General features: G+C 39.4%; 15 protein-coding genes. All 15 read right to left on the reverse strand.

Annotation, left to right across the window (positions count from 1 at the left end):
• Positions 1-11: 11 nt before the first annotated feature.
• Positions 12-779, reverse strand: a complete 768-nt coding sequence (locus NQ560_RS11040) for a zinc ribbon domain-containing protein (RefSeq protein ID WP_040015583.1) — start codon at positions 777-779, stop codon at positions 12-14.
• Positions 709-3,561 (reverse strand): ABC transporter permease, encoded by a 2,853-nt coding sequence (locus NQ560_RS11045; protein WP_040015584.1) that lies wholly within the window; start codon positions 3,559-3,561, stop codon positions 709-711. Before NQ560_RS11045 ends, NQ560_RS11040 begins: the two co-directional genes overlap by 71 nt.
• 11 nt (positions 3,562-3,572) lie before the next feature.
• Positions 3,573-4,256 carry an ABC transporter ATP-binding protein gene (locus NQ560_RS11050; protein WP_040015683.1) on the reverse strand — a complete coding sequence of 228 codons (684 nt, stop codon included), beginning with the start codon at positions 4,254-4,256 and terminating at the stop codon, positions 3,573-3,575.
• A gap of 100 nt (positions 4,257-4,356) precedes the next feature.
• Positions 4,357-5,277: a sensor histidine kinase gene (locus tag NQ560_RS11055; protein ID WP_154104236.1), complete on the reverse strand. Its 921-nt coding sequence runs from the start codon at positions 5,275-5,277 to the stop codon at positions 4,357-4,359.
• Between the two features lies 1 nt (position 5,278).
• Entirely contained in the window at positions 5,279-5,932 is a 654-nt protein-coding gene (locus NQ560_RS11060) for a response regulator transcription factor (protein WP_005334335.1), read from the reverse strand.
• Positions 5,933-6,071: 139 nt separating this feature from the next.
• Positions 6,072-6,731: a thiamine diphosphokinase gene (locus NQ560_RS11065; RefSeq protein WP_005334336.1), complete on the reverse strand. Its 660-nt coding sequence runs from the start codon at positions 6,729-6,731 to the stop codon at positions 6,072-6,074.
• Positions 6,724-7,386, reverse strand: coding sequence for a ribulose-phosphate 3-epimerase (gene rpe / locus NQ560_RS11070; protein WP_005334337.1), 663 nt, complete (start codon positions 7,384-7,386; stop codon positions 6,724-6,726). The genes NQ560_RS11065 and rpe overlap by 8 nt, the downstream gene beginning before the upstream one ends.
• Before the next feature lie 2 nt (positions 7,387-7,388).
• Complete coding sequence (gene rsgA, locus NQ560_RS11075; protein WP_005334338.1) at positions 7,389-8,267, reverse strand: ribosome small subunit-dependent GTPase A; 879 nt, start codon at positions 8,265-8,267, stop codon at positions 7,389-7,391.
• 13 nt (positions 8,268-8,280) lie between these two features.
• Entirely contained in the window at positions 8,281-10,377 is a 2,097-nt protein-coding gene (gene pknB / locus NQ560_RS11080; protein ID WP_005334339.1) for a Stk1 family PASTA domain-containing Ser/Thr kinase, read from the reverse strand.
• A complete protein-coding gene (locus tag NQ560_RS11085; protein ID WP_005334343.1) occupies positions 10,371-11,114 on the reverse strand; it encodes a Stp1/IreP family PP2C-type Ser/Thr phosphatase in 744 nt (247 codons plus the stop codon). Before NQ560_RS11085 ends, pknB begins: the two co-directional genes overlap by 7 nt.
• Positions 11,092-12,162 (reverse strand): dual-specificity RNA methyltransferase RlmN, encoded by a 1,071-nt coding sequence (rlmN, locus tag NQ560_RS11090; RefSeq protein ID WP_005334345.1) that lies wholly within the window; start codon positions 12,160-12,162, stop codon positions 11,092-11,094. The genes NQ560_RS11085 and rlmN overlap by 23 nt, the downstream gene beginning before the upstream one ends.
• Positions 12,163-12,176: 14 nt before the next feature.
• A complete protein-coding gene (rsmB, locus tag NQ560_RS11095; protein ID WP_005334347.1) occupies positions 12,177-13,478 on the reverse strand; it encodes a 16S rRNA (cytosine(967)-C(5))-methyltransferase RsmB in 1,302 nt (433 codons plus the stop codon).
• A gap of 97 nt (positions 13,479-13,575) precedes the next feature.
• On the reverse strand, positions 13,576-14,280 hold the full coding sequence (locus NQ560_RS11100) for a zinc metallopeptidase (RefSeq protein WP_040015585.1): 705 nt from the start codon (positions 14,278-14,280) through the stop codon (positions 13,576-13,578).
• A gap of 74 nt (positions 14,281-14,354) precedes the next feature.
• Positions 14,355-15,290 carry a methionyl-tRNA formyltransferase gene (gene fmt, locus NQ560_RS11105; RefSeq protein ID WP_005334352.1) on the reverse strand — a complete coding sequence of 312 codons (936 nt, stop codon included), beginning with the start codon at positions 15,288-15,290 and terminating at the stop codon, positions 14,355-14,357.
• A complete protein-coding gene (gene def, locus NQ560_RS11110; RefSeq protein WP_005334354.1) occupies positions 15,291-15,761 on the reverse strand; it encodes a peptide deformylase in 471 nt (156 codons plus the stop codon).
• Between the last annotated feature and the right edge of the window lie 5 nt (positions 15,762-15,766).

Genomic DNA, 15,766 nt, shown 5'->3' on the forward strand with positions numbered 1-15,766 from the left:
CACAATTAATATTATCTCTTTTTATAAATCAGAAGCTCCGGATTTTCACCATCCTTCTCATATGTACATATCAGAATAAAATCCATACTTGCCAGGATACCGAAACACCTGTCTCCTCCGAATTCGGACTCCAATTGATTACCCAAGTAGGTTTTCTCATCATCAAGGAATTTCACTTTTTGTCCATTCGGCAGAGTATATTCCAGATTCACATATTTCCCCACAAGTGCATTTAGTTTGTCTACCCTTGGAAGTCCGTCTATATGCAGATCATTAATTTCATTTATCAATTGCTTTTTAAACTCTTCAAACTGCCCATTGTCACTAAGTTCATCATACCTTTTCCAGTAATCTAACTTTGGAAGCATTTCTTTCAGATAAAAGCGTGCCTGTTCTTCAGTAAAATTTTCATTTACCATATTCTTTACACATACATCAATCAATTCATCCATATCATTATATGTGTATGTTCCATCTGCATAGCACCATTTACAATACTCCTCATTTAATGTGCCATCCTTATCACGTCCCAATATGGAATCATCATCAATTGGCATCCCGCAGCACTGACAGATCAGCTTTCTGGGTTCTCCCAAAAGCGTATTGATGGAAACATCAAATTCTTTCGATAAGAGCTTAAGTGTATCCGTATTTGGAACTGTAGCTCCATTTTCCCAACGTGATACTGCCTGCCTTGTAACCATGATTTTATCTGCCAGCTCGTCTTGTGACATTCCTCTTTCTGTGCGAAGTTTCAAAATAATATTTTTTATTTCCATAATCATCACCTCCGTTATCTTTATCATATCGATAAATCTGCAGTCTGAAAAGCAACCTGCTGTTGCCATAAATATTAACAGCTGCAAATGATAACATTACACACACTGCAATCTGAATCGGCCAATGAAATGTAAAATATGACAATTTATTTTCCATATAAATTTTCACACCAACCAAGACTACCACTCCCGCAGTAAACAACAATCCCATCACACACATAAAATAATAACTGCCTTCGCCAAAGAGCATTAATTTCATCTGCTTATCCGTCATCCCGATACTTTTCATAATATCAAATTCTTTTCTCCGAGCGTACATCCCGGTAAATACGACGTTACAATAATTGGTCAATCCCGCAATGAATAATATGATGCTTATAGCACCTAGGAGAATTCGATTTCCTCTCATATATGTTTCTTTTTGTTGCATCAGGTCTGATTTACAGATAACAAAAACTCCTGCTTCGCCGGTTCCTTCATCCATCGATACTTCTGTCATTTCGGATCGTTTCTTATTTTCCTCGGATATCAGCTCGCTGATCTGTGTTTTCACATAAGGTTCTTTTTCCGGATCAGCAGTTAATTCCATTGCTAATATCTTTTTCTCAGTTGGTATCTTTTGAAAGCCTTTCTCACTGATAAAATAATATAAGCTGCCTTCTCTACCATGCCAGGATTGATGTATTTCCGGGAAATCATCACTTTGCCTGTCTAAATAACCACATAGAGGAAATGTTTCAGATTCTTTTTGAGGGAATTCGTCTTCCTGTTGTTTCTCTTTATTCTCAGAATTACTTTGTTCTTTTCTACGAATCGCATCTTCTCTTGAAAGCAAAGTTTTAAAGTATACCGGTTCGCCAATTGCTTCATCTGCAAGTTTTTGCTGTTCCGGGGTCAGCATATGATCATGTATGATCAGCACACCATTTCCTTCTTCCAAAGATTTCAAATCAATATTGAGTTGATTATCCTGAACGTATTTCTTAAGCGACAAGATTTGATTTTCATTTAAAATCTGCACCGTATCCCAACTGAATCCTTCCACCATATTGTCATTTGTAAGATCTGAAAGCCCCTCGTCATAAGGACGAATTCCTTTCTTAGACATAACCGTAGTTACATAAGCTCCTTCAATCAGATTTGAATTTTCCCAATCAATACCATCTATCTTGTGTAGTTTTTTCTCCAACTCTTGAGAGATTGGTGAAAATTCATCATAATCATTATCATACAACAGTTCCACACCGTCTCCCTGTGTCAGTAAAGGATCAACATCGATTTCTCTGGTTTTATATTCTTCCCCACATCCCTGGCTTTTCCCGAATTCGCTAAACTCTCCTGCCAGCAAAAAATCAGGACGTTTTTCAAGAAGATGCTTATAATCGCATCCATTTGTAAGTACATTCATTAGAATAAAAGACAGGACTCCTAAAAATATGGAAATACTTGTAATGATAAATCGTGCTTTATGTCGTGTTATATTTCCCCATGCAATATAAAACATTTCTCCTATTTCAGAACGTTTCAACACCATTTCCACAGGATGTTTTATTTTTCTGTTAAGCTTATTTCCATCATAAGTGGCACTCTCAACGCAAGACAGAGTCGTTATTTTTCTAATAACACCTTCCGATGCTATCCACAGAATTCCATTTACAAATAGAACAGAAATCAAAAGAATCCACGGCCTGAAAAAGGAAAGTATTGTATTCCCTCCCATTTCCTGATAAAAATGGAAGCCTAATAGTTCCGGTATTATTAAAACTAAAATCACTGCTGAGATCAAACTTCCCAAGACAGAACCTTTTAACATGAGTAACCTCATTTGTTTCCGGTATATTTTTGTAATCTGTCTTTCTGTGGCTCCGATCGTGTGGAGCAGTCCGAGATTTTGAACATCTTCGCTCATGGATATCCAAAGGACATTGCGTACAAGGAAATATATTCCACACAAAATTCCTATTGTTCCTAATATCACCATCTCATATCCACCTGCGAATTTAGAAACAGCAGTATATTGTGCTGTATCAGAAACGTATATCTTCTGATCTGCACTCTTCATCGGCAATGTCTGATATAATTTTTCCTCTGTTTTACTCCTGTTTAAATGATCACTCTGACTGAAAAGTAAAGTATAAGGACCCTTTTCCAGTTTCAACTCTTTAATTTTGTCATGTGAAATATATCCGATTGCTAATTCATTTCCAGAGTCTGTATACCAGCCACACAATTCGAATTTTTCTTTCGAATGTTCGAACACACCTTTGTATACATCTAAGTTTATTTCCATTCCTTGTTCCGGTTCAGAGATACCAAGTTTTTTCAATGCCCGCTCAGATAATAGAATTTCTTCCTTTTTCTGCGGATAATTCCCAATCACATTGGTATATGCCGGCCTCAAAAAATTGTTCCAACTTTCTGAATCAGCCCAAACTACGTTGCATATCGTTTTTTCATTATTCTTAGAAATATCTGTAGCTTCACCTACAAAAATACTTTTCCCAACTTGTTTTATATAATCCAGTTGTTTTAATTTTGCATATTGTTCTTCTGTTCCATCTTCTATTCTGCCCGAAGAAGCAGCTCCATTTTCTCTGATTAATTTTATTTCTTCTGCCTGTATTTTTCCAAAAGAGATTCCGAATACCATGGTAATCGCAACAATTCCGATTACTACCGAGCAAAATAAAATCGTATTTCTCACCTTTTTTGTGCCTGCAAAATTTTTAGCCAGAAATCGGATTATGTCTTTATTGTTATTTGGAATGTTCTTATGAAACATAGTAATCCCTCCTAACAATCGTTACAATCTCTTGTATAGATTTTCCCATCGGACATACGTATTACTCTGTCTGCCATCTGTGCTACTTCCTCTTGATGAGTTACGATCAATGTCGTCTGATGGAATCTTGCGGCACAGGATTTTAGTAATCCCACAACTTCCATACTTGTAACAGAATCCAGATTTCCGGTCGGTTCATCCGCCAGGACAATTGCCGGTTTCGTTAATAATGCCCGCGCTATAGAAACTCGCTGTTGCTGCCCACCAGACAGTGTTGATGGGAAACGTTCTAATTTATCTTTTAGTCCAAGTGTTTCTACAATTTCATTGAAAAAATCCACATCGATTTTCTTACCATCCAGTCGCATCGGAAGAACTATATTTTCGCGTATGCTAAGAGAAGGTATCAAATTATATTGCTGAAATACAAATCCGATATTTCTTCTTCTGAATATCGTTCTTTCTTCCTTGTTAAGATCTTTTAAACTTGTATTTCTGATCCAAACACCTCCAAAATCCGGAGTGTCAAGACCGCCCAAAATGTTCATAAGTGTTGTCTTTCCACATCCAGACGTACCGACAACTGCTATAAATTCGCCCTCTTCTACTGTTAGTGACACACCATCTAAAGCACGCACTTCATATGTATCGGATGTATAATATTTTTTAAGATTTATGGCTTTAATTATGTCCATCTTTTCTGTAACCCCCTTTCGCAAATGCTGCATTTTTTCAGCCATACTCTATTTTACATGGTACATCTTACAAACTTCTTACAAGGTGCATATGAATTGTCTATATCGGAAGATTCACCTCTATAAGGAACCCTGGATTCATTTGTTTTGCTTTGATCATCCCTTTTTGTAATAAAACAATCTCTCTGGAAAGATATAAACCAATTCCGCATCCTTCCTGACCTCTTGCCTGTTCACCTCGATAAAATCTTTGAAAAATTTTGTTTTCTTCTCCGTCTTTTATCCCGATTCCATAATCTCTTATCTGAATTTTATAAAACATTTCCGTTTGTTTCATTGTGATATCGATCGTACTGTTGCTTTTGCTATATTTGACTGCATTATCAAACACATTATAAAATGCCTCACACATCCAGTTTTTATCATGTTCGCAAATGATTTTCTCCGGCAATTCTACTTGAAAAAAGATACCTTTATCTTCTGCCTTTTTTTGTATTTGCCCTAATGCATTTAGAATTGTTTCGACAAGATTTTCTTTTTGCATGTGAACTTGTATGATTCCTTGCTCTAATCGAGCAGTTTTTATAAAGCTTTCCACTAAAAAACATAATTGTTCTTCACTCGTTCGCAAGTCTTTCATGTATTCTGTATTCAATACTTCTTGCGTTTCATCCAATGACTCTTGCAGTAATTCTGTATAATTTTTTATATTCGCCAGCGGTGTCCTTAGTTGATGCGCAATCTCAGAAATCAATTTTTGTATCTCATATTGACTTTTTTCGGCCTCTTTTCTTCTTCCTTCTAACATTTCCTGTAAACGGATTAACTGATTGGCTGTTTTAGAATAAAGCGTTTCCTTCCCTATATCAGAATCATCTAAGTCATTGCCATTTATTAAAGATTCGGTCAGTTTATATATTTTGTTCATTTCCTTTGTTCTAAAATGATTTTCAACTAAATATACAGTGCTTCCTCCGAGTATGAAACCTACTAAAAATACTGTGAAAATTGCTACAGCCATGCTAATCTCCCATTCTATATCCCATTCCAAATACATTACTGATAACATTCGATGAATCATTTAATTTCTTTTTCAATCTGCTGATCATAACGCTAATTGTGTTAGGATCAATAAATTCACTATCGATTCCCCATATATTTTCCATTATCATCTCTTTTGTAAGAACCTGATTCTGGTTCATAATAAAATATTCCAAAAGCTGATACTCTTTGAGTGTTAACGATATTTCTGTTTTTCCTACAAAAACCTGTTTTCTATCCGAATACAAGATAACCTGCCCGCACATAAAAACATTTTCATTTGATTTTCTCTTCAAAACAACTTCCATACGTTTTAACAATACCTTTATTGAAAATGGTTTGACCACATAATCATCTGCTCCTATATCAAACGCTTTTAACATATCTTTTTCATCATCTTTTGCAGTTAAAAAAATTGCCGGGATTCTTCCATTTTTTTGAAGTTCCTGATATAGATTTATTCCATCTCCATCCGGTAATCCAATATCTACAATCAACAAATCTACAAAACTATCTATATTTTTAATTGCTTCTTTTCTTGAAGCAGCAAGAATCGTTGTATAACCTTGATTTTGCAATGATGTATCTAAGGCTTTTCTCAACCAATTGTCATCTTCTATAATTCCTATTACCATACACACCTCCTGATTTTTCTAACTTATATATTAAAAAATGTCCTTACATTCTTACCGTTATGTAAAAAAGCAGGATATATCCTTTTTTCGAGAACATATCCTGCCTGATATTTTATGACCCCAACATCATTTTGTCTGTTTACTTTTTATCCCGGGTTTCCATCAGAATTACAATCCCGGAACCAAATGTAATCTTTACTTCATCTTCTTCGAACTGGTTGCTGACACACAGACTGTCATAAGGTGTGAGCTTATGATCATGAAGCGGATATTTTGCACCTTTGATGCTCAAGTTGTAAATCTCCTGTCCTAATGGGAATATTGAAAAATACGGTCCATATGCATCCTCGCGACGGATCACTGTGTCGCCGCCAATCAGGCGAATCTTATTCTGGGAATCCAGAATGACCGTATCAACTCCCGCTTTAAATGGAATTGTGAGTGTCTGTACATTTGCCCACAGATGGTCGATTCTTCCACCGGTCGCTCCAAGGATATAGATTTCACTGGCTCCAAGTGTCATTGCCAGGCGAATTGCGATTTCTGTATCTGATGCATCTTTTACCGGATTAAATTCGCGGATCGGAACTTTCGTCTCATTGCGGTAATAGTCTCCGATTTTCTGGTCTACACTGTCAAAATCTCCAACAATATAACTTGGAAGTATCTTATGATGATAAAGAAATTCCATTCCCTTATCAACACCAATAATAAACTGACTGTCCAGTGTTTCAAGTTCTGATAATACAAATGATTCCTCTAACTCTCCACCACTTACAATCACAATTTTCTTACTCATAAGTCTTCAAAATCTCCATCATCGCTTTTGTATTTTCTGCCGGGTCTCCCTTAAATACTGCTGAACCGGCTACAATAATATTCGCTCCTGCATCCAGTACTTCTTTGACATTAGTCTGGTAGATTCCTCCATCGACCTGGATATCTACGGAAAGTCCCTGATCTGTGATCATTTTTCTCGCCTCACGAATCTTATCCAGAGATTCCGGAATAAACTTCTGTCCTCCAAATCCCGGATGTACACTCATGATCAGTAACATATCAATGTCTTTTAACAGATTCTCTACTTTTGAAACCGGTGTTTCCGGGCAGATAGAAAGTCCTACTTTCATTCCACACTCACGAATCTTCGCAATTGTAGCGTTCACATCTTCACAAGCTTCCAGATGAATCGTCACGATATCGGCTCCTGCTTCTTTAAAAGCCTCCACGTAACGAATTGGTTCCTGCACCATAAGATGCGCATCCATAACCTGGTCTGTTGCATTGTGGATAGATTTTAATACCGGCATTCCAAAGGAAATGCTTGGCACGAACATTCCGTCCATAACATCAAAATGCAGATATTTTGCACCATTATCCTCTGTAAGTTTCATCTGCTCTCCAAGAACTTTAAAATCTGCCGACAATATTGACGGCGCTAAAATGTAATCCATAACTAGTACCTCCTCTTATTTTTCAATTCCTCATATAACTCTTTATAATCTTCATACCTGACAGCATGAATCTTTCCTTTTTCGACGGCTTCTTTCACAGCACAACCTGGTTCATGAATATGATCACACCCATTAAATCTGCACTGACCTTCATATAGCTCAAACTCCGGAAAATAATATTTCAGCTCTTCTTTTTCAAAATCATTCACATATAATGAACTGAATCCAGGCGTATCCATAATATAAGAATCTTCACCAATCATAAATAATTCTGAATGTCTTGTCGTATGCTTTCCTCGTTCAATCTTCCTACTGATACTGCCGGTTTCCATATTGGCCTTTGGATTTAAAAGATTGATAATTGACGACTTTCCGACCCCGGAAGGACCAGCAATTGCTGTAGTCTTACCTTCCAGCATCCTGCGCAAAGTTTCCATATTCTTTTCTTCTTTTGCACTGACAAATATAAGCTGGCACCCACATTTTTCATAGATTTCCGCCAGTTCCGATAATTTTTCTTCAGAAGCAATATCCTCTTTATTAAAGCACAAAATCACCGGTATCTCTTTCGTCTGCATCATAACAAGAAATCTGTCAAGCAGGTTAAAATGCGGGCTTGGCTTTGCCGCTGCAAATACGACCAGTGCCTGGTCAATATTAGCAACTGCTGGTCGGATCAATTCATTCTTTCTCTCAAAAATGTTTATAATACTTCCAGTCTTTTCCACTTCACTTAAAACTTCGATTTCTACGTCATCGCCTACCAGTGGTTTTTTCTTATCCTTGCGAAAGATTCCTTTCGCTTTACATTCATAAACACCGGATTCTACTACATGAACGTAGTAGAATCCGGCAATTCCTTTTACTATCTTTCCCTGCATCTTTTTCTATATCCTATTGCTGACCGCTGTCACTTCCACTGCCGCTGTTGCCATTGTCCGTATTTCCACCAGTATTCGTGTTATCAGACGGTTTCGGTCCACGGCTTAATACATAAGTGATCGTGCTGCCTTTCGATACACTTCCTGAAGCCGGGCTCATAGAAATGATTGTTCCCTCTTCATAGTTACTGCTGTATTCATCTTTCTGCTTACTTGCATTCAAACCGTTCTGAGATGCCCATGACAGAAGTTCTTCCTCATCTTTTCCTGCAAAGTTCTGGATACTTACCTTATCGCTGCCACTGCTAAGTACCAGATTGACGGCTGTTCCGGCTGATACTTTTTTACCAGGTGTCACGCTCTGAGAAATAACATTTCCCTTTGCTACACTGTCATCATGCTGGGTGCTGGTAGATCCTACAGTAAGTCCTGCTGCCTGAATCTCACTTCTGGCATCTGCTTCAGATTTTCCACGCACATCCGGTACTGTCTTCTTCTGAGCTCCCTTACTTACAATCATCTTAACCTGCGTGTCTTTTGCTGCCTTGGAATTTGCTGCAGGTGTTGTACTGATTACATTACCTTCAGCTACATTATCATCATACTGAAATTCCGAAGTAGGTTTAAATCCTGCATCTGTCAATTTTTCCTGAGCTTCATCCTCACTCATGCCAGATACATCCGGCACAATAATCTCTTTTCCAATTAATGCGGAACTTACAACTACATGAACGGTTGAATGTTTCTTTACCTTTGTTCCGGCTTTTGTCTTCTGCTCACTGACTGTTCCTTCCTCATACTTCTCAGAATCTTCTCTGGAGTCAACTTTAATTCCAAGCTTCTTATCTTTCAGTGCTTTTGTTGCTTCTTCTTCTGTCATTCCGACAATAACAGGTACTTTTACTGTATCTTTGTCTGATGAATCTTCTGTTGTTGTTCCGGATCCAATAGATTTAAAAATTCCTGCTGCTTTTCCGACTGCAAAAATCAAAATAAATGCAATGATCAGTGCCACTACGATCATTAGAATCTTCATGACCTTGTTCATATGTGGATTAACTTCTTCTGCGCCTTTTCTGCCATCATAATCGTCATCATCGTACTCTTCGTCGTCATCATCATAACGGTCATCACCATAATCATCGTCATAGTCATCGGCGCCATAATCATCGTCATCTCCGTAATCATCATCATAGTCGTCATAAGAACTTCTGATATCATCCAGTTCATCATCTGTGATAATCACTGTATCTGCATTACGAAGTGGCGGAATTTCAACAAAATCTCCGTCCGGATCCATCATAGATCTCTTCAGATCTCTTGTCAGATCTGCTGTACTTGCATAACGTCTCTCACTGTTCTTCTGGGTACATTTTAAAATAATCTGCTCCAGACTGTACGGAATATCCGGTGCATACTCTGACGGAGGTGTGATTTCCTGCTGCAAATGCTTCATAGCAACTTCCACTGTTGACTCTCCGTCGAATGGTACTCTTCCGGTTACCATCTCGTATAGTGTGATACCAATTGAATAAATGTCACTCTTCGCATCACTATAGCCGCCTCTTGCCTGTTCCGGAGATGTATAATGAACAGATCCCATTGCATTGGAACTGATCGTATTAGAAGTAACAGCCTTGGCAATCCCAAAATCAGTCACTTTGACCTTACCATCTCTGGATATCATAACATTCTGAGGTTTAATATCACGGTGTACGATACCTGCCGCATGTGCTGCCCCGATACCATTGCACATCTGAATTGCAATGCTAATGACTTCTTTATGGGAAAGCTTTCCCTTCTTTTCAATATATTCTTTTAAAGTGATGCCCTCTACCAGTTCCATCACCATATAATAAAGTCCCCGGTCCTCTCCGACATCATACACATTTACGATATTCGGATTCAGAAGTCCTGCGGCTGCCTGCGCTTCTGAATGGAATTTACGGACAAAATTCTCGTCTTCGCGATATTCTTTTTTCAATACTTTGATCGCGACATAACGGTTCAGCATTGTGTCTTTTCCCTTATAGACATCTGCCATACCACCGGCACCAATTTTGCTCAGTACCTCGTATCTCTTTCCTAATACAATACCATCTTTTACCATGCACTCACCTCATCTGCAAGCGGCTCAGCTAAAACAACCCCTATGTTATCTCTCCCGCCATTGCTGTTTGCTTTTTCGATCAACATCTGTACTGCCTCGACGATGTCTCTCGCTCCCTTTACAATATCAAACATATCCTCATCTTCAACCATATTACTGAGACCATCGGTACACATCAGGATCATATCCCCCTTTTTCAGCCGATATTCGTAAATATCAGCCTCTACTTCTTCCTTGACCCCCATGGCTCTTGTAATAATATTCTTATCCGGATGATTCTTAGCTTCTTCTGCTTTTATACCTCCCAGACGAACCATCTCTTCAACAAGAGAATGATCCTTGGACAACTGTTTTATCTTATCACCAATCAGATAAAGACGACTATCTCCGACATTCGAAAAATATAAAGTATTCCCTATTACAGTAGCTATTACGAGTGTCGTTCCCATACCTTCTAACTTCACATCAGACTGTGCTGCCTGTATCAGCTTATGATTTGCTACAGACACAATACTCTTCAAGATTTCTTCCGGTTTATCAAGTTCTGTCTTTTCCAGTTCTTCATGGACAACCTTCACGGTATATTTTGACGCAAAATCACCCGCTTTATGTCCTCCCATTCCGTCTGCTACTACAAGCAGATTTGGGAAAGGACCTACCGGCTTATCTGTCACATAGACATAATCCTGATTCATCTCACGTTTTCGACCCACATCAGTCTTCGCATATATCTTCATCTGGTCTCTCCTCTTTTACAGCACCATATCGTCTTCTGAGCTGTCCACAGGCTCCGTCAATATCAGAGCCTCTTTCCCTTCTAATAGTAACATTTATTCCGTTTTTTTCAAGTTTATTTTGAAATTCCATAGCTTTTTTGCTATCTGGCTTTTTGAAATTCCTCTCCTTAATTGGATTTACCGGAATCAAATTCAGATGACAGTTACGATGTTTCAATATCCCGGTCAGTTCTTTTACATCGTCCGGTCCATCATTCACGTCTGCCACCAGACTATATTCAAAGGTCACTCTCCGCCCGGTCTGCTTGTAATAATCATCACAGGCTTCCAGTACTTCTGAAAGTTCGTATTTATTCGCGATCGGCATCAGTTTTTTACGCTTTTCCTGACTGGAACCATGTAGCGACAATGCAAGAGTAATCTGAAGTCCTTCCCCTGCCAGTCTGTGAATATTGGGTACAATTCCACAAGTGGAGGCGGTAATACTTCTCTGGCTGATATTCAACCCATGTTCATCACTAAGCATATGTATAAATTTTACAAAGTTATCGTAATTATCCAAAGGCTCTCCTGTTCCCATAACAACAACATTGGATACTCTTTCGCCTGTCATCTTCTGGATCTGATAAATCTGTCTTAACATCTCAGAAGTTGTCAGATTTCTCTCAAGCCCATCCAATGTAGACGCACAGAATCTGCACCCCATCCTGCATCCGACCTGTGAGGAAATGCATACCGAATTGCCATAGTTATATTTCATAAGAACGCTTTCGATACGGTTCCCGTCCTCCAGCTCAAACAAAAATTTTTCTGTCGGATCCACCTTGGAGATCTGATGGGCGACCACTTTCACTTTACGGATTTCATACGCCTGATCAAGTTTTTCCCGAAGTGCTTTCGACAAGTTTGTCATCTCATCGAATTCTTCTGCCAGTTTTTCATGAAGCCATGCATAAATTTGTTTTGCACGGAACGGTTTTTCTCCGATGCTCTTTATCTCATCTTGTAATTCATCATAGTTATAAGATACGATGTCTTTTTTCTCCATGACCTTGCTCCAATCTATTGTTTTCTAAATTCAGCAATATAGAATCCATCCCCCATATCGCTTCCCGGCAGCATCTGTTTTTCCCGGATTTTTTCAAATTCCGGAAAGTTTTCCACAAACCATGCCGTGTTATCCTCATTTTCTTCCCGATTAATTGTACAAGTGCTGTACAGAAGTTTTCCTCCTGGTTTTACATAATTATGGACAACTGTCAAAATCTGTCTCTGTAAGTCTGCAAGTCCTTTCGCCATCTCTACTGTCATCTTACTCTTCAAGTCTGGTTTTTTACCAAGAATTCCAAGTCCTGAACACGGAAGATCTGCAATTAGAATATCTGCTTTTTCATAAGACGCCTCATTATTGATCGTCGCATCCTGGCATACAGCCTCTATGTTATCAAGTCCGCTTCTTTCAATATTCTCTTCAATCAACGCAACCTTGTATTCTGTCAGATCTCTTGCTTCCACATACCCGGTTCCAGACAACTTTTCCGCAAGGTGAATTGCTTTTCCTCCCGGTGCTGCACAGACATCGATCACATAATCTCCTTCTTTCGGTTCTGCCCATTCGGCCACCTGCATGGAACTGATATCCTGGATATAGAAATATCCTTTCTGAAATGCCAGAAGTCCTGCCAGATAATCATAATTGGTCAATTCATATGCATAAGGAAGTACCGGGTGTCTGCGATAGACCACACCATCTTTTTCCAGTTCTTTTTCAAATTCTTCCTTTGAAACAACAGCTGTATTACGTCTGACTGTCACTGGGCGCTCTTCAAGAAATGCTTTTCCCATCTTCTCTACTGTCTCTTTTCCATATACCGAGATCCACTTTTCTACCATCCACATTGGCAGAGAATATCTCACGGAAAGACAGGCAATCTCATTGGAAGGATCCGGATATGAAAGCATGTCCAAATTTCTGCTGATATTACGAAGGACTCCATTTACAAATCCTTTTAGATTCACAAATCCTTTTTTTCCTGCAAGTTTTACCGCTTCATTACACACCGCACTGTCCGGTACGTGATCCATATATTTTAACTGGTAGACCGAACTTCTTAAAATTGTGCGGATCACTGGTTTCTGTTTGTTCACTTTTACTTTTGAAAATTGATTGATGATATAATCAATCTCTATCTGACGCTCAAGCGTGCCCTCCACCACTCTCGTGATGAATGCACGCTCTCGTTTTTCCAAATACTGATATTTATCAAGAACATTTTTCAGGGCTATATGACTGTACTCCCCGTCTCTTGTAATTAAGAGCAGCGTCTCCAGTATGATTTCCCTTACATTTACCTGCGTTGCCATGTGTCTATCCTCATTTCCTTTTTATCAAACTATATCTTCACTCAATCACACCATCTTCACGACTACTCTTCTTCATTTTAACTAATCTCTTCAATGTCTAGTCGTCTCTTCTGCCACCTGTCAGAATCAGGATTCGCAAAAGCTGAAGGATTGCAGAAGCTGCACCTGCAACATAAGTAAGTGCTGCTGCCGTCAGTACCTTTTTGGTTCCGGAAAGTTCATCCGGATATAATAGATTGCTCTCACCCAGAATCTTTATCGCTCTTCTGGAAGCATTGAATTCTACCGGAAGTGTTATGATCTGAAATAACACTGCCAGTGAAAATGCCAGAATACCAAGATTCAGTAACACTTGGGACATCTGGGAATTAAAGAACAATCCCAGAAGAATCAGCGGCCACGCAATGGTACTTCCAAAATTGGCAGCCGGAACAAGTGCACCACGAATCTGTAGCGGTGCATATCCCACCTGATGCTGGATTGCGTGTCCGCACTCATGTGCTGCTACTCCGACAGCTGCCACCGATGTCTGTCCATAAGTCGCATCAGAAAGCCGGAGTACTTTTCCTCTCGGGTCATAATGGTCTGTCAGATTACCGGATATCCTCTCAACCCGGACATCATAGATACCAGCTCTCCTCAGGATTGTCTCCGCAGCCTCTCTTCCTGTCATACCAGAATGACTTCTCACTCTGGAATATTTATTAAATGTTGAATTCATCTTCGCAGATGCAATCATGCAGATGACTACACCGATCAGAACAAGTACATAGGTCGGATCAAAATACATTGGATAATACATAACTTTCTACCTCCTTTATCCTTTAGGGGTATTATATATGAAAAAGACGCAAAAACACGTCTTTTCATACTTTCTTAACATTTTTTTAGAATTTCTCCATATTCCAGGTGATTTCCTCTAAGAAATGCGCCTGCATCCATACGTTTTTTGCCTTGAAGCTGGAGTTCCTCAATCTTCAGAAGTCCTTCACCAGTCTGGACATAAAAACTGTCTTTTTCCACTTTTACAATCGTTCCGGCTTCCTGGTCTGTATTGTCTTCCACGACATCTGCCTGCCACAGCTTGATCACTTTATCATTCCAGTGTGTGTAAGCACTTGGCCATGGGTTTAAACCTCGGATCAGGCGCTCAATCTGAACAGCCGGATCATTCCAGTTAATATTACCAAGATTCTTATCCAGCATCTTTGCATATGCAGTCGTGCTCTCTCCCTGCGGCTCCCATGTAGCTGTCTTATCTTCCAGACATTTCAAAGTCTCTACACAAAGCTTTGCTCCTGCCTCTGCCAGTTTATCGTGCAGGCTTCCACCAGTCTCCTTTGGATCTAGCGGGATTTCTGTCTTTAAGATCATATCTCCTGTATCCAGGCCTTCGTTCATCTGCATCGTTGTCACACCGGAAAACTTCTCACCATCAATGACTGCCCACTGAATCGGTGCAGCTCCTCGATACTTTGGAAGTAAAGATGCATGGACATTAATGCAGCCATAAGGTGTCATCTGTAGAATTTCCTTTGGAAGAATCTGCCCAAACGCAATAACAACCATAATATCTGCGTTATATTTTTTCAATTCTTCAATACATTCCGGCTCCCGGATCTTTTTTGGCTGATAAACCGGAATGTCCCGGGCAAGAGCTGCTTCCTTGACCGGCGTATACTGCATCTTGCCGCCACGCCCTTTCGGTTTATCCGGCTGTGTCACTGCAAGAACAACCTCATGCCCGGCTTCTGCAAGCGCCTCTAATGTGCCAACAGAGAAATCCGGTGTCCCCATAAATATGACTTTCATCTATTCCTCTCCCTCTTCTACATTGTGAATACCGCCTTCAACAAGATCTACATACATTTTTCCATCCAGATGATCGATCTCATGGCAGAACGCCCTCGCCAGAAGTCCTTCGCCTTCCATCTCAAACTCATTCATATCTTCATCCAAAGCTCTGACTTTTACATAGTTCGGTCTTGTCACCTGTCCACATTTTCCAGGTACACTTAAGCATCCTTCTTCTCCTGTCTGCTCTCCGGAAGTTTCCAAAATCTCCGGATTGATCAGTATGATCGGACCTTCCCCTACATCAATCACTACAATTCTTTTTAACACTCCGACCTGTGGTGCTGCAAGTCCGACTCCCATAGCCTCATACATGGTATCTAACATATCCTCGATCAAAATCTTTGTACGGATACTCATCTTTGTTACTTCTTTACAGTGTTTGGTCAAAACATCGTCCCCAAGCACTCTGATTTCTCTGATTGCCATAATCT

The sequence above is a fragment of the Dorea formicigenerans genome (assembly GCF_025150245.1).
Lineage (GTDB): Bacteria > Bacillota > Clostridia > Lachnospirales > Lachnospiraceae > Dorea > Dorea formicigenerans.

Coding starts and splice junctions, on each gene's coding strand:
- rlmN (WP_005334345.1), bottom strand. CDS start 12,162: ATGGAGAAAAAAGACATCGTATCTTATAACTATGATGAATTACAAGAT.
- NQ560_RS11050 (WP_040015683.1), bottom strand. CDS start 4,256: ATGGACATAATTAAAGCCATAAATCTTAAAAAATATTATACATCCGAT.
- NQ560_RS11040 (WP_040015583.1), bottom strand. CDS start 779: ATGGAAATAAAAAATATTATTTTGAAACTTCGCACAGAAAGAGGAATG.
- pknB (WP_005334339.1), bottom strand. CDS start 10,377: ATGGTAAAAGATGGTATTGTATTAGGAAAGAGATACGAGGTACTGAGC.
- rsgA (WP_005334338.1), bottom strand. CDS start 8,267: ATGCAGGGAAAGATAGTAAAAGGAATTGCCGGATTCTACTACGTTCAT.
- def (WP_005334354.1), bottom strand. CDS start 15,761: ATGGCAATCAGAGAAATCAGAGTGCTTGGGGACGATGTTTTGACCAAA.
- NQ560_RS11065 (WP_005334336.1), bottom strand. CDS start 6,731: ATGAGTAAGAAAATTGTGATTGTAAGTGGTGGAGAGTTAGAGGAATCA.
- rpe (WP_005334337.1), bottom strand. CDS start 7,386: ATGGATTACATTTTAGCGCCGTCAATATTGTCGGCAGATTTTAAAGTT.
- NQ560_RS11045 (WP_040015584.1), bottom strand. CDS start 3,561: ATGTTTCATAAGAACATTCCAAATAACAATAAAGACATAATCCGATTT.
- fmt (WP_005334352.1), bottom strand. CDS start 15,290: ATGAAAGTCATATTTATGGGGACACCGGATTTCTCTGTTGGCACATTA.
- NQ560_RS11055 (WP_154104236.1), bottom strand. CDS start 5,277: ATGGCTGTAGCAATTTTCACAGTATTTTTAGTAGGTTTCATACTCGGA.
- rsmB (WP_005334347.1), bottom strand. CDS start 13,478: ATGGCAACGCAGGTAAATGTAAGGGAAATCATACTGGAGACGCTGCTC.
- NQ560_RS11060 (WP_005334335.1), bottom strand. CDS start 5,932: ATGGTAATAGGAATTATAGAAGATGACAATTGGTTGAGAAAAGCCTTA.
- NQ560_RS11085 (WP_005334343.1), bottom strand. CDS start 11,114: ATGAAGATATATGCGAAGACTGATGTGGGTCGAAAACGTGAGATGAAT.
- NQ560_RS11100 (WP_040015585.1), bottom strand. CDS start 14,280: ATGTATTATCCAATGTATTTTGATCCGACCTATGTACTTGTTCTGATC.